Here is a 20471-nt window from a genome sequence, read left to right on the forward strand (position 1 = left end):
ATGACCGACAACGACCCGCAAGGCATCGAACCCGGTTGCATCGCCATCGTCGGCATGGCGGGGCGTTTCCCCGCCGCGCGCACGCCCGCCGAGCTGTGGAAGCTCCTGGCCGGCGGCCGCGAGGCCACGCAGTGGCTCACCGACGAGGAGCTGCGCGCCGCCGGCGTCAGCGACGAGGAGCTGAACGATCCCAACTACGTCAAGGCCAGCCTGGTGCTGCCCGACATGGAGATGTTCGACGCCGAGTTCTTCGGCTTCTCCAAGCGCGACGCCGCCATCCTGGACCCGCAGCACCGCCAGTTGACCGAAAGCGCCTGGGAGGCGCTGGAGGACGCGGGCCATCCGCCGGAGAAGTTCGAGGGCGCCATCGGCGTGTTCGCCGGCTGCGGCATGCAGGCCTACCTGCCGTACAACCTGCTCACCAACCCCGAGCTGAAGAAGTCGGTCGGACTGTTCCTGCTGCGGCACACCGGCAACGACAAGGACTTCCTGTCCACCCGCATCTCCTACCTGCTGGACCTCAAGGGGCCGAGCCTGGGCATCCAGACCGCCTGCTCCACCTCGCTGGTGGCCGTGCACGTGGCGGCCCAGAGCCTGCTGGCCGGCGAGTGCGACATGGCGCTGGCCGGCGCGTCCAGCATCGAGCTGCCGCACCGGCACGGCTACCGCTTCGCCGAAGGCGAGATCCTCTCGCCCGACGGCCACTGCCGCGCCTTCGACGAGAACGCCGCCGGCACGCTGTTCGGCAGCGGCGCCGCCATGGTGGTGCTGCGCCGGCTGGAAGACGCGCTGCGCGACCGCGACAACATCTACGCCGTCATCCGCGGCTCGGCCGTCAACAACGACGGCTCGCAGAAGGCCGGCTACCTGGCGCCCAGCGTGGACGGCCAGGCGCGCGCCGCCGTCGAGGCGCTGGCCGTGGCCAACGTCGAGCCCGGCAGCGTGCAGTACATCGAGGCGCACGGCACCGGCACGCCGGTAGGCGACCCGATCGAGATCGCCGCGCTCACGCAGGCCTATGGCGAGGGCGGCCGGGGCTTTTGCGGCATCGGCTCGGTCAAGACCAACATCGGCCACCTCGACACCGCCGCCGGCGTGGCGTCGCTGATGAAGGTGTCGCTGGCGATGCGCAACGAGCTGCTCCCGCCGTCGCTCAACTTCAGCCGCCCCAACAGCCGCTTCGAGATGGACAAGACGCCGTTCCGCGTCGTGGACCAGCCCCGGCCCTGGCCCCGTGGCCCGAAGCCGCGCCGCGCTGCCGTCAACTCGCTGGGCGTGGGCGGCACCAATGCGCACGTCATCGTCGAGGAGCCGCCGCGCATCGTGTCGCAGGCGCCCGCGCAGCAGCCCTGGCAGGTGCTCACGCTGTCGGCCCGCACGCCGGCTTCGCTGGAGCGGCTCAAGGCCAAGTGGAGCGACTTCCTGGCCCAGCGGCCGGCCGACTTCAGCCTGTTCGATGCGGCCTTCACGCTGCAGGAAGGCCGCCGCGCCTTCCCGCACCGCTGCGCCGTCGTGGCGCAGGATGTCGAAGGCCTGGCCGCCGCCCTGGACACGCGCAACCATGCGCGCGTCGCCGTAGGCAAGGCGGGCAGCAACGCACCCGGGGTGGTGATGATGTTCCCCGGCGGCGGCGCCAGCTACCCCGGCGCCGGCCGCGAGCTGCTCACCCAGCCGGCCTTCCGCGCCGCGGTGGACGAGTGCTTCCGCCGCATGCCCGCCGATGCGCCGGCCGACCTGCGCGCCCTGATGTTCGAGCGCGAGGCCGGCGACGCGGAAGCCGGCCGCCTGCTGGAGCAGCCGCGCTACAACATCCCCGCGCTGTTCGTGCTCGAGTACGCCATCGCCAAGCTGTGGGAGAGCTGGGGCGTGAAGCCCGCGGCCGTGATCGGCCACAGCGCGGGCGAGTACGCCGCCGCCGTGATCGCCGGCGTGATGAGCCTGCAGGACGCGCTCAAGGTGGTCGTGCTGCGCGGCCAGCTGTTCGAGCAGGTGCCCGCGGGCGCGATGCTGTCCGTCGACCTGTCGGAAGCCGAGCTGCGCCCGCTGATGCAGGGCCTGGAGCTGGACGTGGGCGTCATCAACGCGCCCGACCTGTGCATCGCCTCGGGCCCCGCCGCGTCCATCGACGAACTCGGCAAGCGCCTGGCCGCGCAGGGCCGCGAAGGCCGCCGGCTGCACATCAAGGTGGCCGCGCATTCGCGGCTGCTCGACGGCATCCTGGACAGCTTCCGGCAGGGCGTGGCCAGCATCCGCCTGTCGCCGCCGTCCATCCCCTTCATCTCCAACCTCAGCGGCGACTGGGCCGATGCCGCGCTGCTGTCCGACCCCGAGTACTGGGTGCGCCACCTGCGCCAGCCGGTGCGCTACGCCGCCGGCCTGGCCAAGGTGCTGGAGATGGGCGATGCCGTGCTGCTGGAAGTGGGCCCGGGCCAGGGCATGTGCGCGCTGGCGCGCCAGAACCTGCAGGGCCAGCAGCGCACCGTGCTGCCTTCGACCTGCAAGGCGCAGGAGCCCAACGCCGACCTGTCGCTGATGCTCACTTCGGCGGGCGCGCTGTGGACGCGCGGCCTCGCGCCCGACTGGGCCACGGTCCGCGGCGGCGGTTCGCCCCGCCGCATCTCGCTGCCGACCTACGCCTTCGACCACCAGCGCCACTGGATCGAGCCGGGCCGGATCACCCACGAGGAAACGCCGGCGCAGGACGCCGTGCCGGCCCAGTCGGTGCGCCGCCTGCCGCAGATGGACGACTGGTTCGGCGTTCCGCAATGGAGCCCGGCGCCGCTGCCGCACGTGCCCGCCGCGCAGCCCGGCCAGCAGTGGCTGGTGCTGGGTGGCCCCGACGCCACCACCGCGGGCGTGCTGCGCCGCATCGGCGAAGAGGGCGGCAAGGCCACGCTGGTGCGCCATGGCGAAGCCTTCGCCTCGGGGGCGGACGGCTACACGGTGGACGCGGCCGACGAGACGCAGTTCGAGCAGCTCTTCGCCGCGCTGGAACAGGCCGGCCGGGCGCCCGACCACGTCGTGCACCTCTGGTCGCTGGAGACCGGCGCCGAAGGGCAGGGCGGCGACGGCCTGCTGCTCGGCCAGGCACTGGCCTTCGACAGCCTGGTCCACGTGGCCAAGGTGCTGCAGGCTTTGGACATGCGCCAGGCGGTGCGGCTCACCGTGGTCACGGCGGGCGGGCAGGCGGTGAACGGCTCGAAGGTCGAGCACCCGGTGCGCAGCCTGGCCCTGGGGCCCTGCCGCGTGATCCCGCGCGAGGTGCCCAACGTGGGCACGGTGCTGGTGGACCTCGAGGTGGGCGATACCACTTCGGCGGCGATCTGCCGGGCCATCGTGAGCGAGAGCCTGGCGGGGCCGGGGGCGGACCTGGTGGCCTGGCGCGGGGGCTCGCGCTGGGTGGCGCAGCTGGTGAAGGCTTCCCGTCATCCCCGCGAAGGCGGGGAGCCGGCGACGGGGACCAGGGAAGCACTGGATTCCCGCCTTCGCGGGAATGACGGGAATGGGGTGCGGGCCTTCGACGGGAATGGGGCGCGGGCCCTTGAAGGGGCGCGGGCGCTCGTCCGCCAAGGCGGCGTCTACCTCCTCACCGGCGGCCTGGGCGACATCGCCCTGGAGCTCGCCTCCTTCCTGGCCACGCGCCATCAGGCCAAGCTGGCCCTGGTCAGCCGCCGCACGCTGCCCGAGCGCGCGGTCTGGCACGCGCTGGCCTCCAGCCGCGACGAAGGCGAGTCGGCGCGCCTGGTGCGTCGCCTGCTCGAACTCGAGGCAGCCGGCGCCCAGCTCGCCACCTACAGCGCCGACGTGGCCGATGCGGCCGCCATGGCGTCCGTGGTCGAGGACATGCGCCGCCGCTGGGGCGTGATCAACGGCGTGTTCCACGCGGCCGGCGCGCTGCAGGACGCGCCCATCGCCGCCAAGACCGGCGACGCCATCCGCAAGGTGATGTCGCCCAAGGCGGTCGGCGCCCAGGTGCTGCACGAGCTGCTGCCGCCCGGCCAGCTCGACGTGTTCGCGGTGTTCTCGTCCACCAGCGTCTACCTCGGCCCGCCCGGCCAGGTCGACTACGTGGCCGCCAATGCCTTCCTCGATGCACTGGCCGCGGCCCGGCCCGACGGGCTGGCCATCCACTGGGGCATCTGGGGCGACAAGGGCATGGCCGCGCGCGCCTACGGCCGCACGACCACCGCGCCTTCCCCGCAAGGCGGCCATCCGCTCTTGGGCGTGCGCCGCGACGGCGAGGGCGGCCCGGCCTTCGAGGCGACCTACTCGGCGCAGGACCTGTGGGTGCTGCGCGAGCACGCCGTGGCCGGCCGACCGGTGCTGCCCGGCACCGCCTACATCGAGATCGCGCGCGCCGCGATGGCGCAGCTGCACCCCGGCGCCGACGTGGAGATCCGCTCGCTCTCCTTCGAGGAGGCCATGGTCTTCGACGCCGGCGGCCGCCGCGAGGTGCGCATCGAGATGCAGCGCAGCGGCGAAGGCTACGAGTTCACCGTGCGCAGCCGTGCCGAGGCACGCGAGCCCTGGCAGGAGCACGCGCGCGCCAAGGTCCACAAGTTCAAGGGCACGCTGGCGCCCAACACCCAGCGCGCCGGCGGCACCTGGCGCGACGGCGAGCTGCCCCAGCAGGGCGTGGCCTTCGGTCCGCGCTGGCACAACATCGCGCGCATGCAGCTGGACGGCCGCCGCGGCGTGGCCGAGATGGCGCTGCCCGAGCGCTTCGCCGCCGACCTGCAGCCCTACGCGCTCCACCCGGCCGTGACCGACATCGCCGCCACGTTCGGCCTGCACCTGCTGGACGCCCAGCAGCGCCAGGCCAACCTGTTCGTGCCGCTGTCGGTGGACCGCATCCGCATCGTGGCGCCCTTGTCCCTGCGCAGCATCAGCCGCGCCGAACTCAAGGGCCCGCCGAAGGACCGCTTCGCCGCCTTCGACGTCAGCCTGCACACGCCCGAAGGCGCGCCCATCGCCACCTTCGAGGGCTTCAGCCTGCGCGGCGTCGACCCGCAGGCCATGTCGCGCCAGGCCGCGACCCACGCCCGCAAGGAGCCCAGCCTGGCCGAGGCCATGCTGGCCTGCGGCCTGCGGGCCGAGGAAGCGCCGGCGCTGTTCGAGCGCGTGCTGTCGGGCGGTGCGCGCGACGTGGTCGTGTCCTCCATCTCGCTGTCGGCCATCAAGCGTGCGATGAGCGACGCCGCGCCCAAGCCGCTGCCGCCGGTGGCGGCCTCGCGCGCACCGGCCGCCTCGGCCGCACTGCTCAACCCGGTGGAGGCGGTGATCGCCGAGGTCTGGCGCGAGCTGCTGGGCGTGGACGAGGTCGGCCGCGACGACGACTTCTTCGCGCTGGGCGGCCACTCGCTGGCGGCGGTGCGCCTGTTCGCCCGCATCCGCAAGCAGTGGAACGTGGACCTGCCGCTGGCCACGCTGTTCCAGGGCTCCACGCTGGCCGGGCTGGCCGCCATCGTGGCCGAGGCCGGCCACCTGGACACCAGCATGCCCAGCGCGCCGGCGCCGGCCGCCGCGCCCGCCTCCAACGTCATCCAGCTGCCGCGGGCCTGGTCGCCGCTGGTGGCGATCTGCCGCGGCGCGCCCGAGCGCCGCCCGTTGTTCTGCGTGCACGGCGCCGGCGGCAACGTGCTGAACTTCAAGGTGATCTCCGACCGGCTCGGCGCGCAGCAGCCCTTCTATGGCCTGCAGGCGCAGGGCGTGGACGGGCGGCTGCCGCCGCTGACCACCGTGGAGGCCATGGCCGCCCAGTACGTCGAGGCCATCCGCACGGTGGACCCGACCGGCCCGTACCGCCTGGCCGGCTATTCCGGCGGCGGGGTGATCGCGTACGAGATGGCGCAGCAGCTGCGGCGCGAAGGCCTGCCGGTCGAGACGATCCTGATGATCGACACGCTGGCGCCCGAGGCGGCGCGCCGCAAGGTGCCGCTGCTGCAGAAGATCTGGCTCAAGCGCCACTGGAACCTGGCCTTCCTGCTCGACCTGCCCAACCGGCGCCGCCGCGGCCACGAGATGCAGCGGCAGTACCAGGTGGCGATGGAGAAGGTGGCGCGCGGCGAGGCGCTGCCGCCCGAGCTGGCCGACTTCCACCTGTTCCGCAACTTCACCGACGCGCAGGAGCGCTACCAGCCCCAGCCCTACGACGGCGACATCGTGCTGCTGCGCGCGGCGATGGCCGAGACGGTGTACCTGTATGCCGGCCCCAAGCTCGGCTGGCACGAGAACGTGTCGGGCGAGATCCGCGTCACCGAGATCGGCGGTTCGCACTTCACGATGATGGCCGAGCCCGGCATCTCGGAAGTGATCGAAGCCTTCCGGCGCGAGCTGGCCCGGCTGGACGGCGAAGGGTCGGCGGGGCACGGCACGGGGGAAGGCCGGGCGGGCGTGCGGCCGGTGTCGCGGGGGCTGAGCCCGGTCGCCTGAAGGGCGGCCCTCGCCGGCCCTCATCCCGGCCTAAGCCATCCCTGCTAAGGTCGGTCGCCATGGAGACTTCTGCCTGGCGCCTGGGCTGGCGCACCCTGTGGCGTGACCTGCGCGCGGGCGAACTGCGCCTCTTGATCGTGGCGGTGACGCTGGCGGTGGCGGCGCTCACCGCCGTCGGCTTCTTCGCCGACCGGTTGAAGGGCGGCCTGGCCCGCGACGCGCGACAGCTGCTCGGTGGCGACGCGGTCGTCGCCAGCGACAACCCCACGCCCCAGGCCTTCATCGACCGCGCCCGCGCGCTCGGCCTGCAGGGCGTGACGACCGTCCTGTTCCCGACCATGGCGCGCGCGCCCGACGACAAGGGCGGCTCGGCGCGGCTGGTGTCGCTCAAGGCGGTGCAGCAGGGGTATCCGCTGCGTGGCGACCTGACCGTCGCCAGCGAGGCCGAAGCGCAGGGCCAGCGCACGCGCGAGGTGCCGGGCCGCGGCGAAGCCTGGGTCGACCGCCCCCTGCTGGAGGCACTGGACCTGGCGCCGGGCGACCGGCTGCTGCTGGGCGACACCAGCCTGCGCATCTCGCGCGTGGTGCTGCTGGAGCCGGACCGCGGCACGGGCTTCTCGACCTTCGCGCCGCGCGTGATGATCCACGAGGCCGACCTGCCGGCCACGCGCCTGATCCAGCCGGCCAGCCGCGTGGTCTACCGCTTCGCCGTCGCGGGCCCCGACCGCGCCGTCAAGACCTTCACCGAATTCGCCCGGACCCAGGCCACCCGCACCGACGTGCGCGGCGTGCGCGTGGAGTCGCTGGAAAGCGGCCGGCCCGAGATGCGCCAGACGCTGGACCGCGCCGAGAAATTCCTGAACCTGGTGGCGCTGCTGTCGGCGCTGCTCAGCGCGGTCGCGGTGGCGCTGGCCGCGCGCGGCTTCGCCGCCAGCCACCTGGACGACTGCGCCATGCTGCGCGTGCTGGGGCAGTCGCAGCGCAAGATCGCGACGGCCTACTCGGTGGAGTTCGGCCTGATCGGCCTGGCCGCCAGCGCGCTGGGCGTGGCGCTCGGCTTCGCGGTGCACTTCGTCTTCGTGCTGCTGCTGTCGGGGCTGGTGGAGACCTCGCTGCCGGCGGCCAGCCTGTGGCCGGTGGGCTTCGGCTTCGGCATGGGCCTGACATTGCTGTTCGCCTTCGGCCTGCCGCCGGTGCTGCAGCTGGCGCAGGTGCCGCCGCTGCGCGTGATCCGGCGCGACGTGGGCAACCTCAAGCCGGCCTCGGCGCTGGTGCTGGGCGTGGGCGTGGCGGGCTTCGCCACGCTGCTGCTGGCGGCCAGCAGCGACCTCAAGCTGGGCGGCATCGCGGTCGGCGGCTTCGCCGGCGCGGTGCTGCTGTTCGCGGCCCTGAGCTGGGTGGCGGTGAAGCTGCTGCGCATGTCGGTCAACGAGGCCACGGCGCCGCGCTGGCTGGTGCTGGCCACGCGCCAGCTGTCGGCCCGGCCGGTCTACGCCGTGGTGCAGGTGAGCTCGCTAGCCGTGGGCCTGCTCGCGCTGATGCTGCTGGTGCTGCTGCGCACCGACCTGGTGGCCAGCTGGCGCAAGGCCACGCCGCCGGACGCGCCCAACCGCTTCGTCATCAACGTGATGCCGGAACAGGGCGACGACTTCCAGGAGGCGCTGCGGGCCGGGGGCGTGCAGCGCTACGACTGGTACCCCATGATCCGCGGCCGGCTGGTGGCGGTGAACGGCCGCGTCGTCGGCCCCGACGACTACACCGAGGACCGCGCGCGGCGCCTGGTGGACCGTGAGTTCAACCTGTCGCACGCCGCCGCCGCGCCGCCGCACAACCAGGTGGTGGCCGGCCGCTGGGAGCCGGAGGAGGCCGGCGCGGTGAGCGTGGAGGAGGGGATCGCCGAGACGCTGGGCCTGAAGCTGGGCGACACGCTGCGCTTCGACATCGGCGGCGTCGCCAGCGAATCGAAGATCACCAGCCTGCGCAAGGTGGACTGGGGCTCGATGCGCGCCAACTTCTTCGTGATGTACCCGGTCAGCCGCATGCCCGACGTGCCGTCGACCTTCATGACCTCGTTCCGCGCGCCGGAGCGCAAGGGCTTCGACAGCGCGCTGGTGCGCCAATTCCCCAACATCACCAACGTGGACATGACCAGCACGCTCAACCAGGTGCAGGCCGTGCTGGACAAGGTGGTTCGCGCGGTGGAATTCCTGTTCGGCTTCACGCTCGCGGCCGGCGTGGTGGTGCTGTTCGCCGCCGTCACGGCCACGCGCGAGGAGCGGGCAAGGGAGTTCGCGATCATGCGCGCCGTGGGTGCGCGGGGTTCGCTGCTGCGGCAGGTGCAGCGCGCCGAACTCGCGGGTGTCGGGCTGCTGGCGGGCTTCCTGGCCAGCGTGGTCGCCGTCGCCGTCGGCTGGGGCCTGGCCCGCTTCGTGTTCGATTTCGCATGGACTGCTTCGCCGCTGGTGCCGGTGGCCGGCGCTCTGGCGGGCGCGGCGCTCGCGCTGGGCGCGGGGTGGTGGGGCCTGCGGGAAGTGCTGCGCCGGCCGGTGGTCGAGACCCTGCGACGCTCGGCGGAGTAGGCCGCGCGAAGAGGCCGCGGAAAGGCTAGTAGCGCGCGAGCGCCGGCAGGTCGTAGCCCCAGGCTTCGACCTCGTCCGGGAAGGGCATGCGGCTGTTGGCCGCGCAGCCCGACAGCGCGAGTGCGACGAGGCAGGCGGCGATCGATCGGATGTTCATGGTGCCAACGAGTCTCTGCCCATCGGGCGGCGCGGGGCAGTGCCCTGCGGCGCATTGCCGCGTAGGAGGGCCGCTCCGGCTCAGGGTAAACGTCGCCTGCTGCCGGCTTCCGCCGCTCCTATCATGGGCTGGTGGAGACATGGCACCTCGATCCCGCGCCGGCGCCCCAGTTGCTCGCCGCCGACAGCGTGGCCCTGCTGCTGCAGGCGCCGCAGGATGAGGCGCCCGCCGCCACGCTGCTGGCCTTCCTGAACCGCATCGCGCCGGTCGACTACCTCTCCCTGGTCGAGTACCTGCCCCAGCGCCGCGAAGCCCTGGCGGCGCCGGAGCTGGTGGAAGGCCACTCGCGCCCGGGCCTGGCCAACGTCACGGCCGACTGCTTCCACCACTACCGCCGCTGGTTCTGGCGCGAGGACGAAGGCACGCGTCTGGCCCACCAGTCCGGCCGCCGCGCCGGCGGCCTGGCGGCGCTGCACTTCCAGGCCGAAGACATCCCGCTGTCCACCTGGCGCAGCGAGATCTACGACCGCGCGCACCTGTCGGCGCGGCTGAGCTTCTACTACGAGCCGGTGGCCGGCACCACCTTCGCGATGAACCTTTACCGCGACCGCACGCATGGCGGCTTCGGCCGGGGCGAGATCGACCGCCTGCTGGGCGTGGCGCCGCTGCTCAAGCAGGCGCACCGCGCCATCCTGTGCAGCACGGAAGCATCCGAACGCCCGCGGGGCCGTGACGAGCGCGTGGCCCGCGCGCAGGCCGCGATGCGGCGCAAGGCGCCCGAGCTGTCCGAACGCGAGCTGGCCGTGTGCGCCCGCATCGCCTGCGGCACCAGCGCCGACGGCATCGCGGCCGAGCTGGACGTGGCGCCGTCCACCGTGGTCACGCTGCGCAAGCGTGCCTATGCCAAGCTGTCCGCGCGCGGCCTCGCGGTCGGCCGGCTGCAGCTGGCCGCACTGCTGCACTGAGCCGGCGGTAACCCCACACGTCCCCTTCGCGGGGGACGGCACCCGGCGGCCCGCAGGCCAGCATCGACAGCATCTGAACGACTTGTCCGGAGGGCCGCCCGCATGTGGTTGCGCAATTGCTGGTACGTGATCGCGTGGGACCATGAGATCCCCGCCGCCGACTCGCCCGGGCTGTTCACGAGGACGGTGCTGGGTGAACCCATCCTGGTGCTGCGCCGCGAGAACGGCGAGCTGGCCGCGATGGAAGACCGCTGCTGCCACCGGCTGGCGCCGCTGTCCAAGGGCCGCCGGGAGGGCGACTGCGTGCGCTGCGGCTACCACGGGCTGAAGTTCGACGCGTACGGCACCTGCGTCGATGCGCCCGGCATCCCGCTCATCCCGGAGCGGGCGAGGGTGCGCACCTATCCCCTGGCCCGCCGCAACCGCTGGGTGTTCGTCTGGATGGGCGACCCCGCGCGGGCCGATCCCGCGCTGCTGCCCGACAACTTCTCCTGCGACCACCCGGACTGGAAGCACAAGCCCGGCTACCTCCACTACGACACGCCCTACCTCCTGATCTGCGACAACCTGCTGGACTTCTCGCACCTGTCGTACGTGCACGAGAAGACGCTGGGCGGCTCCACCGCCATCGCGCAGGCCAAGCCGGAGATCGAGCGCGTGGACGGCCCCGGCATGCCGGGCGTGAAGGTGACGCGCCGCGTGCCCGGCGTGCCCGTGCCGCCCTACTACCGCCGGATGCGCCCCTTCGCCGAGGGCGCGCTGCTGGACCGCTGGTTCATCTACGAGTTCCTCCTGCCCGGCACGCTGCTGATGCACTCGGGCGGCCGGCCGGTGGACGACCCGCCGGACGACCTGCGCAACGCGGTGCGGCTGCACAGCTGCCAGACGCTGACGCCGGAGACCGAGACCTCGACGCACTACTTCTTCGAGCAGTCGCATCCCTCCGACCAGGGCGACGACGCGCTCACCGAAGGCATCTACCAGAGCATCGTCACCGCCTTCGAGGAGGACCGCGACATGATCACCGCGCAGCACCGCAACATCCTGCGCGACCCGGCCAAGCCCATGCTGCCGCTGCCCATCGACGGCGCGCTGGTCCAGTTCCGGCGCATCCTGTCGCAGAAGGTGGCGGCGGAGAGCGGCCTCATCCCCACTGCCTGACGAACCCCACGGAGCCCGCGATGCGACGAGCCTTCCTCCTGCACACCCTGGCCGCCAGCCTGGCGCTGGCCGCCGCGCCGGCCTTCGCCCAGGCCCCGGCCCATTGGCCGAGCAAGCCGATCCGCTTCGTGGTGCCGTACCCCGCGGGCGGGGGCACCGACTACGTGGCGCGCCTGATCGGCGAGCGGCTGTCCAGGAGCCTGGGGCAGCCCGTGGTGGTGGACAACAAGTCGGGCGCCGCCGGCGGCATCGGCGTGGCCGAAGTGGCCAAGGCCGAACCCGACGGCCACACGGTCCTGGTCACCATCAACGACCCGCTGGTGAACAACGTCGCCCTCTTCAAGACGCTGCCCTACGACCCGCAGAAGGACTTCGCCTTCGTGGCCCAGATCGTGCGCAGCCCGGCGCTGATCTCCGCCAGCCCGGCGCTGGGCGTCAGGAGCCTGGACGATCTGCGCAAGCTGGCGCAGTCGGGCCAGAAGCTCAGCTATGCGTCCTGGGGCATCGGCGGCCTGGGCCACCTGGCCGGCGAGACGCTCAACCGCGAACTCAAGGCGCAGATGGTGCACGTGCCGCAGCGCGGCGAAGGCCCGGTGGTGCAGGACCTGCTGACCAACACGGTGAGCGTGGGCCTCTCGAGCGTGGGCACCGCCAAGCAGCACGTGGCAGCCGGCAAGATCGTGCCGCTGGGCGTGATGAACGCGCAGCGGCTGTCGGCGATGCCGCAGGTGCCCACCCTCAAGGAGCTGGGCTTCACCGACCCGCTGTACGAATCCAGCGTGTGGATGGCGGCCCTGGTGCCGGCGCGCACGCCGCCGGCGGTGGTGCAGAAGCTGTCGGCCGAAATCCGCGCCATCGCCAACGCGCCGGACATCCGCAACCTGCTGGTGGACCGCGGCTTCGAGATGCACGTGACGACCCCGGAGCAGGCCACGGCCAACTACAAGGCCGAGTTCGACATCATCACGCGGCGCATCCGCGAGCTGGGGATCGAGCCGCAGTAGCGCGGTGCGCGCATGTCCGGGGCCATGAGGGGCCTGCCGAATAAAATCCGGCGATGCTCGACATCTCCCTGCTACGAAAAGACCTGGACGCCGTGGTTGCCCGGCTCGAGGCGCGCAAGACGCCCCAGCCCTACCTGGACGTGGAAGCGTTCAAGGCGCTGGAGGCCGAGCGCAAGACCATCCAGAGCCGCACGGAGGAGCTGCAGGCCCGGCGCAACCAGCTCTCCAAGCAGATCGGCCAGCTCAAGGCCAAGGGCGAATCGGCCGATGCGGTGATGGCCGAGGTGGCCGGCCTCAAGACCGAGCTCGACCGTTCGGCCCAGCGGCTGGAGCAGATCCAGCCCGAGATGCAGGCGCTGCTGCTGGCCCTGCCCAACCTGCCGCACGAGAGCGTGCCCACCGGGGAAGGCGAAAACGCCAACGTGCAGGTGCGCACCTGGGGCACGCCGCGCAGCTTCGACTTCGCCATCAAGGACCACGTGGACGTGGGCGAGGGGCTGGGCCTGGACTTCGGCACCGCGATCAAGCTCACCGGCTCGCGCTTCGCCGTGATGAAGGGTCCCATCGCCCGGCTGCACCGCGCGCTCGCCCAGTTCATGCTGGACGTGCAGACGCGCGACCATGGCTACACCGAGTGCTACACGCCGTACGTGGTGAACGAGGCCACGCTGCGCGGCACCGGCCAGCTGCCCAAGTTCGAGGCCGACCTGTTCGCCGTCAGCAAGGGCGGCCAGGAGGGGCTGGCCTCGGAGGAGCAGCAGGCGCTGTACCTGATCCCGACCAGCGAAGTCTCGCTGACCAACTTCGTGCGCGACGAGGTGCTGGCCGAGTCGCAGCTGCCGATCAAGCTCACCGCGCACACCCCGTGCTTCCGTTCCGAGGCCGGCAGCGCCGGGCGCGACACGCGCGGCATGATCCGCCAGCACCAGTTCGACAAGGTCGAGATGGTGCAGATCGCGCACCCCGAGAAGAGCTACGAGGCGCTGGAGCAGATGACCGGCCACGCCGAGGCCATCCTGCAGAAGCTGGGGCTGCCCTACCGCGTGATGCTGCTGTGCACCGGCGACATGGGCTTCGGCGCCGCCAAGACCTACGACCTGGAGGTCTGGCTGCCCGCGCAGGACACCTACCGCGAGATCAGCTCGGTCTCCAACTGCGAGGCCTTCCAGGCACGCCGGCTGCAGGCGCGCTTCAAGACCGCGCAGGGCAAGAACGAACTCGTCCACACGCTCAACGGCTCCGGCCTGGCCGTGGGCCGCACGCTGGTGGCCGTGCTGGAGAACTACCAGAACGCCGACGGCTCGGTCACCGTGCCCGAGGCGCTGCGCCCCTACATGGGCGGCCTGGAGCGCCTCGCCCCCTGAGCGCGGCCGTCGCCTGCGTTAGAATCCTGGGCTTCGCACCACGCGAACCGAATCAGGAGCGGTGGCAGAGTGGTCGAATGCGCCGGACTCGAAATCCGGTATACGGTTTCACCGTATCGAGGGTTCGAATCCCTCCTGCTCCGCCAGTAAACTGCCTCGCTGACACGCACAGAACCGCTGTCAGCCCGCAGGCGAAAAGACGCATGCATTGATTTGACTGCGTCTTTCTTGTTCACTTCAACACGCACGAGCGCCCATCCGCGCCCGTGGAGCATCGTCGGATTCGACGAATCGACATCACCACCCTTGGGACTAAGGTGGCCGGCACGCGTAGCATTGCCTGCCGAGCCACTCTGTCCTCCGACCCGGGAGGTCTGTCTTGAAGCCGCTTTCCCCTGCCCTCGTCGCCACGAAGTTCAGTCCGCCCGCCGCGGACGAGCGGCAGGTCGCCCGCGACGCGCTCATGGATGCGATGGCCGACACCAAGGCGCGGCTGGTGCTGGTGCGCGCGCCCGCCGGCTTCGGCAAGACCACCCTGATGGCGCAGGCCCGGCAGAAGATGGAGGAGGCCGGTGTCGCGACCGGCTGGCTGACGCTGGACTCGGCCGACAACGATCCCTCGCGCTTCCTGGCCTACCTCGACCGCGCCATCGATGAGCTGTCGCCCCAGGAGTTCAGCACGCGGGTCGGCGGCGCGCAGGCGCCGATGGGCGAGGTGGCGCTAGAGCTCATGGAGCGCATCTCCGGGTTGCCGTTTCCCTTCACCATCTTCCTGGACGAATTCGAGGTCATCCGCTCGCCCGGCGTGGTCGCGCTGGTGGCGCAGTTGCTGGAACGCCTGCCCGGTGGCGCGCGTCTGGTGATCGGCTCGCGCAGCGTTCCCGACCTGCGGTTGGCGCGGCTGCGCGCGAGCGGGCAGCTGGTGGAGATCGATGCGCAGAAGCTGCGGTTCTCGCTGGACGAAACCCGTCGCTTCTTCGGCGCCCGGGGTTCGCAGGCGCTGGCGAGCGAGCACCTGGACGTCCTGCATGCCAAGACGGAAGGCTGGGTCGCGGCGCTGTGGCTCGCCTCGCTGGCGCTGGAGCGGCACCAGCACCGGCACGAATTCATCGCGGCGTTCTCCGGCACCGAGGAGAGCCTGGCCGAGTACCTGGCCGAGGAGGTGCTCGCGCAGCAGCCGCCCGAGGTGCGGCGCCTCCTGCTGTCCACCAGCATCCTGCGCGAGCTGTCGGTGTCTTTGTGCGAAGCGCTGCTTCCGGGCGCGGACGCCGGCGGCATCCTGCGGCAGCTGGCCAGCGCAAACGTCTTCCTGATCCCGATCGAGGGGCGGCCCGGCCACTGGCGGTACCACAGCCTCTTCTCCAGCTTCTTGCGTGGCCAGTTGCAGCGCGAGATCCCGCAGTCCGTCCCCGGCCTGCACCTGGCGGCCGCGCACTGGTTCATCGCGCAGGAGCGCCCCGTCCCGGCGGTGGACCATTTCATCGCGGCCGGCGCGGTGGACGAGGCCTTCGGGGTGCTGCAGCACCAGGCCATGCCCCTGCTGATGCAAGGCCGGCTGCGCCTGCTCACGCGCTGGTTCGACGCCCTTCCGCAGGACCGGCTGAAGGAGCATCCGCTGCTGCAGGTGACCTACCTGTGGTCCACCTGCTTCACGCGCGGCCCGCAGGCCAGCCTGGCCATGATGCGCACCGCGGGCCTGGAGCACTCCACCGACCCGGAGGTGAAGGTGCACGTGGCGGCCCTGCAGGCTTCGATGCTGGCGCTGCTGGATCAGTGGGAGGAAGCGCACGCCATCGGCAGTCGCTCGCTGCACCTCCTGCCCAGCACCTCGGTCTTCGCCAACGCGGCGCTGGTGAACGTCACGGCCAACGGGGCCGCGATGCTGGGCCAGTTCCCCGAAGCGCGCGGGCTGCTGGAGCGCGCGCGGCAAAGCCAGGGGCAGGCCGCCAGCGCCTTCCACCGCATGTACTCGGAAACCATCGAGGGCATGATCGACATGCTCGAAGGCCGGCTGCTGCAGGCGCGGGCGCGGTTCCGGCTGGCGGTGCAGACCACCCAGGGCTCGGGCCTGGACGCGGCCCAGGGCAACGCCTGGGCCGGCCTGCTGTACGCCGCCTCCGTGTACGAGGCCGACGACCTGCGGCAGGCCAAGCGGCTGCTGCAGGTGTACCTGCCGATGGCGCGCGACGTCTGGCTGTCCGACCACATCGTGCTGGGCTACCGGATGCTCTCGCGCATCGCTTTCGCCGAAGGCGAGATCGACCACGCCTTCCAGGGCCTGTCGGAGCTGGAGTACCTGGGCCACGAACGGCAGCTGCCGCGCCTGGCCGCCGCCGCGCGGCTGGAGCGCGCCCGCATGCTGCTGCTGCAGGGCCACCACGATGCCGCGTCGGAGGAGCTGCGCACCGCGGGCACGGTGGAGATGTGGCGGCAGGTGGGCGCCCGCCACCACCTGGGCCACGACTGGGAGGACCCGGAGATCGGCCAGCTGCGCTGGCAGGTGCTGGCGGGCGACCCGCGCAAGGCCGCCGCTTCGCTCGAGCACCTCGTCACGCAAGCCGGGCGCGGCGGGCGGGTGAGGCGCGCGCTCAAGCTGCACCTGCTGCACGCCATGGCCCTGGCGCGCAGCGGCGACGAGGACCAGGCGCAAGAGGCGCTGATGCGCGTGCTGCAGCCGGCCTGCGCGGAAGGCGCCATGCGGCTGGTGTTGGACGAGGGCGAGGTGGCCGCCCGGCTGGTGACCCAGGCGCAGGCCCGGGTCGAACCGTCGCAGGTCGGGCCCATCTTCGCGGACTACCTCCAGCGGCTGCGCTCCGCCTTCGGGGCGCTGGCGGTGGAGGAGCCGGTCCCGGCGGCGCCGGTGCAGCTGCCGCCCATGATGGAGCCGCTCACCCCCAAGGAGATCCGGCTGCTGCAGCTCTTGGCCGAGGGCTATTCCAACCGCGCGCTGACCGAGAAGCTCTTCGTTTCCGACAGCACGGTGCGCACCCACCTTCGCAACATCAACGGCAAGCTGGGCGCCAACAACCGCACCCAGGCCGTGGCCATGGCCCGGCGGCTCGGGCTCATCCGCTAGGAGCCCGGCTCAGGCCCTGGCCAAATTCGTCGCTTGCGACGATGGGTCGGCGGGCGCGCCCGTGCCAGCATCCAGGCTGACTTCGCTGCACCCTCCCATGACCATCGATTTCCGACCCAGCTGGCTGGACGAAGACCTGGCGATGTACCAGGACACCGTCGTCCGATTCGTCGAGACCGAGATGCAGCCGCACGACGAGGCGGCCCGCAAGCAGGGCCACGTCGGCCACGAGCTGTGGAAGCGCGCCGGCGAGCTCGGCCTGCTGTGCTCCGACATTCCCGAGCAGTACGGCGGCGGGGGCGGCGACTTCCGCCACGAGGCCGTGTTCTACGACGCCATGAGCCGGCGCGGCCTGACCGGCATGAGCCCTTCGGTGCACAGCATCGTGGCGCACTACTTCCTGAACCACGGCACCGAGGCGCAGAAGCGCAAGTGGCTGCCGCGCATGGCGCGCGGCGAGGTGGTGGGCGCCATCGCCATGACCGAGCCGGGCACCGGCTCCGACCTGCAGGGCGTGCGCACCCGCGCCGTGAAGCGCGGCGACCGTTACGTGATCAACGGCTCCAAGACCTTCATCACCAACGGCTACCTCGCGGGCGTGGTGCTGGTGGTGTGCAAGACCGATCCCGCCCAGCGTGCCCGCGGCACCTCCATCCTGATCGTGGACACGCGCGAGGCGCAGGGCTATCGCGTCGGCCGCGTGCTGGACAAGATCGGCCTGAAGGCCCAGGACACCTCGGAACTTTTCTTCGACGACGTGGAAGTGCCCGCGGAGAACCTGCTGGGCGGCCAGGAGGGCCAGGGCTTCTTCCAGCTCATGTCCGACCTGCCGTACGAGCGCACCATCATCGGCGTGCTGGCGGCCGCGGCCATGGAAGGCGCCTACCAGACTACGCTGGAGTACGTGCGCGAGCGCCAGGCCTTCGGCCAGGCGCTGGCCGACTTCCAGAACACCCGCTTCAAGCTGGCCGAGGTGGCCACCACCTGCAAGGTGGCTCGCGCCTTCGTCGACCAGTGCGTGGAGAGGCTGGTGGCCGGCACCCTGGACACCGCCACCGCCTCCATGGTGAAGCTGTGGTCCTCCGAGCAGCAGGGCAAGGTGATCGACGAGTGCCTGCAGCTGCACGGCGGCTACGGCTACATGAACGAGTACCTCGTCGCCCGCATGTACGTGGACGCGCGCATCCAGCGCATCTACGGTGGTGCCAACGAGATCATGCGCGAGGTGATCGCGCGCTCGATGTGAGCGCCGTGGACACGTACGAGCACCTGCACATCGAGCTGCGCGGCGGCGTGGCCTGGGTGACGCTGAACCGCCCCGAGCGGCTGAACGCGCTCAACCCGCGGCTGATCGCGGAGCTGAACGCGTACTTCTCGGGGCTGCACGCCCGCTCCGAGGCGCGCGTGGTGGTGCTGCGCGGCGCGGGCCGGGCCTTCTGCGCCGGTCTCGACCTCAAGGACATGCAGGCCGGCGGCGCGAAGAAGGGCGTCACCGACTACCTCGAAGTCCAGAAGAACGTGCGCGACATCATGCTGGCGATGCGCCGCTGCCCGCAGCCGGTCATCAGCATCGTGCAGGGCGCGGCCTCCGGCGGCGGCTTCGCGCTGGCGCTGGCCTCGGACATCCGGCTGCTCACGCCCGACGCCCGCATGAACGCCGCCTTCATCCGCCTCGGCCTGAGCGGCTGCGACGTGGGCGTCAGCTACTTCCTGCCGCGCCTGGCGGGCGCCTCGGTCGCCTCCGAGTTCCTGCTGACCGGCCGCTTCATGGACGCGCAACGGGCGCTGTCGCTGGGCCTGGCCAGCCGGGTGGACGAGCTGCCGGCGCTGGAAGCGGAAGCCGCCGCATTGGCGGCCGACATGATGGCGGCGACGCCGCTGGGCCTGCGCCTGACCAAGGAGGCGCTCGCCTTCGCCATCGACGCGCCTTCGCTGGAGGCCGCCATCGCGATGGAAGACCGCAACCAGGTGCTGTGCACCCAGGGCGAGGATTTCGCCGAGGGCATCGCCGCCTTCCTGGAAAAGCGCGCGCCGCGCTACGGCCGCAAGGGAGAAGCCTCGTGACGCTGGACGACCTGCAATACCGCCCCGGCTTGCTCCAGGGCCAGCGCATGCTGGTGACCGGTGGCGGCACCGGCCTGGGCCGCGTGATGTCCGAGGCCTTTCTCGCGCTGGGCGCCGAGGTCTTCATCTGCGGGCGTCGGCTCGAGGTGCTGCAGCAGACCGCGCAGGAACTGCAGTCCGCGCACGGCGGCCGCGTGGTGCCCATCGCCTGCGACATCCGCCAAGCCGAATCGGTGCAGGAGATGGTGGCCAGGATCTGGGCCGACGGCGGCGCGCTGACCGGCCTGGTGAACAACGCCGCGGGCAACTTCATCAGCCGCACGCAAGACCTGTCGCCGCGCGGCTTCGATGCCATCGCCAACATCGTGTTCCGCGGCTCCTTCCTGGTGACGCTGGAGTGCGGCAAGCGCTGGATCGAGGAGGGCAGGAAGGCCTCCGTGCTGTCCATCCTGGTGAGCTGGATCTGGAACGGCTCACCCTTCGCCGTGCCCTCGGCCATGTCCAAGGCCGGCCTGCATGCCATGACGCAGTCGCTGGCGGTGGAGTGGGGGCCGCACGGCATCCGCTGCAACGCCATCGCGCCCGGCCTGTTCCCCACCGAGGGCATGCTCAAGCGCCTGGACCCCACCGGCGGCACCTTCGATCCGACGGCGCGCAACCCGATGCGCCGCGCCGGGCGCATGCCGGAGCTGGCCAACCTGGCCGTGTACCTGATGTCGCCCGGCGCCGAGTACCTCAACGGCCAGACCATCGCCATCGACGGCGGCGAGTACCAGGCCACGGGCTCCAACTTCTCGCACCTGAGTGCCTGGTCGCCGGCCGACTGGACGCGCGCGACCGAAGCGATCCGCAAGGGCACATGAGCGCCGAAGCCGCCAGCGATTCCCTGGTCCTCGTCGAGCGCCCGCAGCCCGGCTGCGCCCTCTTGACGCTGAACCGCCCGCGCGCCAAGAACGCGCTGTCGCTCGCGCTTCGGCGCGAACTGGTGCGCACGTTCGCCGCCCTGCGCAACGATGACCAGCTGCGCGCCGTGGTGCTCACCGGCGCCGGCGATGCCTTCTGCGCGGGACTGGACCTGAAGGAGCTGGGCAGCAGCGCGGACCCCACCGCCGCGGTCGTGCCCGGCCCCGAGGACGACCCGGTGCTCGCCGTCACCAGCTTCCCCTGGCCCGTGATCGGCGCCATCAACGGCGTGGCCATCACCGGCGGCTTCGAACTGGCGCTGGCCTGCGACGTGCTGCTGGCCTCCAGCGACGCGCGCTTCGCCGACACCCACGCACGCGTCGGCGTGCTGCCCGGCTGGGGCCTGTCGCAGAAGCTGCCGCGCCTGATCGGCCTGTCGCGCGCCAAGGAGCTTTCGCTGAGCGGCAACTTCCTGGACGCGCAGCGCGCCGAGGCCTGGGGCCTGGTGAACCGCGTGCTGCCGCCGCAGGACCTGCTGCCGCAGGCGCTGCGGCTGGCCGCCGACATGGCGTCGGCGCTGCCCGAGGCGCTGGCCGCCTACAAGCGCCTGATCGACGACGGCGCTGCGCTGCCGCTGGCCCAGGCGCTGCAATTGGAAAAACAGCGCTCCGCCGACTGGGCCCGAAGCCTGGCCGCGGGCGCGGTGGAAGAGCGCCGGCGCGCCGTGGCCGAACGCGGCCGCGCGCAGCAGTCCGGCCTCTGAACG

Annotated in this window: 12 protein-coding genes and 1 tRNA gene; 12 read left to right on the forward strand and 1 reads right to left on the reverse strand. The window is 71.8% G+C overall.

Features of this window, described 5'->3' with window-relative positions:
• Entirely contained in the window at positions 1 to 6432 is a 6432-nt protein-coding gene (locus ASG30_RS23125) for a type I polyketide synthase (protein WP_055899962.1), read from the forward strand.
• Between the two features lie 59 nt (positions 6433 to 6491).
• A complete protein-coding gene (locus tag ASG30_RS18180; RefSeq protein ID WP_055899965.1) occupies positions 6492 to 9011 on the forward strand; it encodes an ABC transporter permease in 2520 nt (839 codons plus the stop codon).
• Between the two features lie 25 nt (positions 9012 to 9036).
• Here the strand turns inward: ASG30_RS18180 and ASG30_RS23130 are convergent, their stop codons facing one another.
• Complete coding sequence (locus ASG30_RS23130) at positions 9037 to 9168, reverse strand: hypothetical protein (protein ID WP_268793588.1); 132 nt, start codon at positions 9166 to 9168, stop codon at positions 9037 to 9039.
• A 131-nt stretch (positions 9169 to 9299) separates the two neighbouring features.
• On the opposite strand from ASG30_RS23130, the gene ASG30_RS18185 reads away from it, so the two are divergent.
• The 10 genes from ASG30_RS18185 (at position 9300) to ASG30_RS18230 (ending at position 20468) form a co-directional block, all read left to right on the forward strand.
• Positions 9300 to 10133, forward strand: coding sequence for a helix-turn-helix transcriptional regulator (locus ASG30_RS18185; protein WP_156385603.1), 834 nt, complete (start codon positions 9300 to 9302; stop codon positions 10131 to 10133).
• Between the two features lie 102 nt (positions 10134 to 10235).
• Entirely contained in the window at positions 10236 to 11294 is a 1059-nt protein-coding gene (locus ASG30_RS18190) for an aromatic ring-hydroxylating dioxygenase subunit alpha (protein WP_055899971.1), read from the forward strand.
• Between the two features lie 20 nt (positions 11295 to 11314).
• A complete protein-coding gene (locus ASG30_RS18195; RefSeq protein WP_055899974.1) occupies positions 11315 to 12298 on the forward strand; it encodes a Bug family tripartite tricarboxylate transporter substrate binding protein in 984 nt (327 codons plus the stop codon).
• Between the two features lie 53 nt (positions 12299 to 12351).
• The gene (serS, locus tag ASG30_RS18200) at positions 12352 to 13662 is read left to right on the forward strand and encodes a serine--tRNA ligase (RefSeq protein ID WP_055899977.1); all 1311 of its coding nucleotides are present in this window, start codon (positions 12352 to 12354) and stop codon (positions 13660 to 13662) included.
• A 55-nt stretch (positions 13663 to 13717) separates the two neighbouring features.
• A tRNA-Ser gene (locus ASG30_RS18205) sits at positions 13718 to 13808 on the forward strand.
• Positions 13809 to 14041: 233 nt separating this feature from the next.
• Positions 14042 to 16738, forward strand: coding sequence for a LuxR C-terminal-related transcriptional regulator (locus ASG30_RS18210; protein WP_055899980.1), 2697 nt, complete (start codon positions 14042 to 14044; stop codon positions 16736 to 16738).
• Between the two features lie 97 nt (positions 16739 to 16835).
• Entirely contained in the window at positions 16836 to 17984 is a 1149-nt protein-coding gene (locus tag ASG30_RS18215; protein ID WP_055899983.1) for an acyl-CoA dehydrogenase family protein, read from the forward strand.
• Positions 17981 to 18802, forward strand: a complete 822-nt coding sequence (locus ASG30_RS18220; RefSeq protein WP_082522180.1) for an enoyl-CoA hydratase/isomerase family protein — start codon at positions 17981 to 17983, stop codon at positions 18800 to 18802. The genes ASG30_RS18215 and ASG30_RS18220 overlap by 4 nt, the downstream gene beginning before the upstream one ends.
• A complete protein-coding gene (locus tag ASG30_RS18225; RefSeq protein WP_055899986.1) occupies positions 18799 to 19665 on the forward strand; it encodes an SDR family oxidoreductase in 867 nt (288 codons plus the stop codon). The genes ASG30_RS18220 and ASG30_RS18225 overlap by 4 nt, the downstream gene beginning before the upstream one ends.
• Positions 19662 to 20468 carry an enoyl-CoA hydratase gene (locus ASG30_RS18230; RefSeq protein WP_200947325.1) on the forward strand — a complete coding sequence of 269 codons (807 nt, stop codon included), beginning with the start codon at positions 19662 to 19664 and terminating at the stop codon, positions 20466 to 20468. Before ASG30_RS18225 ends, ASG30_RS18230 begins: the two co-directional genes overlap by 4 nt.
• Positions 20469 to 20471: the final 3 nt, after the last annotated feature.

Source organism: Ramlibacter sp. Leaf400 (assembly GCF_001424545.1).
Lineage (GTDB): Bacteria > Pseudomonadota > Gammaproteobacteria > Burkholderiales > Burkholderiaceae_C > Ramlibacter.

What these genes read in the sequence shown, in the direction of transcription:
- ASG30_RS18195 (WP_055899974.1), top strand. Translation starts at nt 11,315, where the DNA reads ATGCGACGAGCCTTCCTCCTGCACACCCTGGCCGCCAGCCTGGCGCTG.
- ASG30_RS23125 (WP_055899962.1), top strand. Translation starts at nt 1, where the DNA reads ATGACCGACAACGACCCGCAAGGCATCGAACCCGGTTGCATCGCCATC.
- serS (WP_055899977.1), top strand. Translation starts at nt 12,352, where the DNA reads ATGCTCGACATCTCCCTGCTACGAAAAGACCTGGACGCCGTGGTTGCC.
- ASG30_RS18215 (WP_055899983.1), top strand. Translation starts at nt 16,836, where the DNA reads ATGACCATCGATTTCCGACCCAGCTGGCTGGACGAAGACCTGGCGATG.
- ASG30_RS18190 (WP_055899971.1), top strand. Translation starts at nt 10,236, where the DNA reads ATGTGGTTGCGCAATTGCTGGTACGTGATCGCGTGGGACCATGAGATC.
- ASG30_RS18230 (WP_200947325.1), top strand. Translation starts at nt 19,662, where the DNA reads ATGAGCGCCGAAGCCGCCAGCGATTCCCTGGTCCTCGTCGAGCGCCCG.
- ASG30_RS18180 (WP_055899965.1), top strand. Translation starts at nt 6,492, where the DNA reads ATGGAGACTTCTGCCTGGCGCCTGGGCTGGCGCACCCTGTGGCGTGAC.
- ASG30_RS23130 (WP_268793588.1), bottom strand. Translation starts at nt 9,168, where the DNA reads ATGAACATCCGATCGATCGCCGCCTGCCTCGTCGCACTCGCGCTGTCG.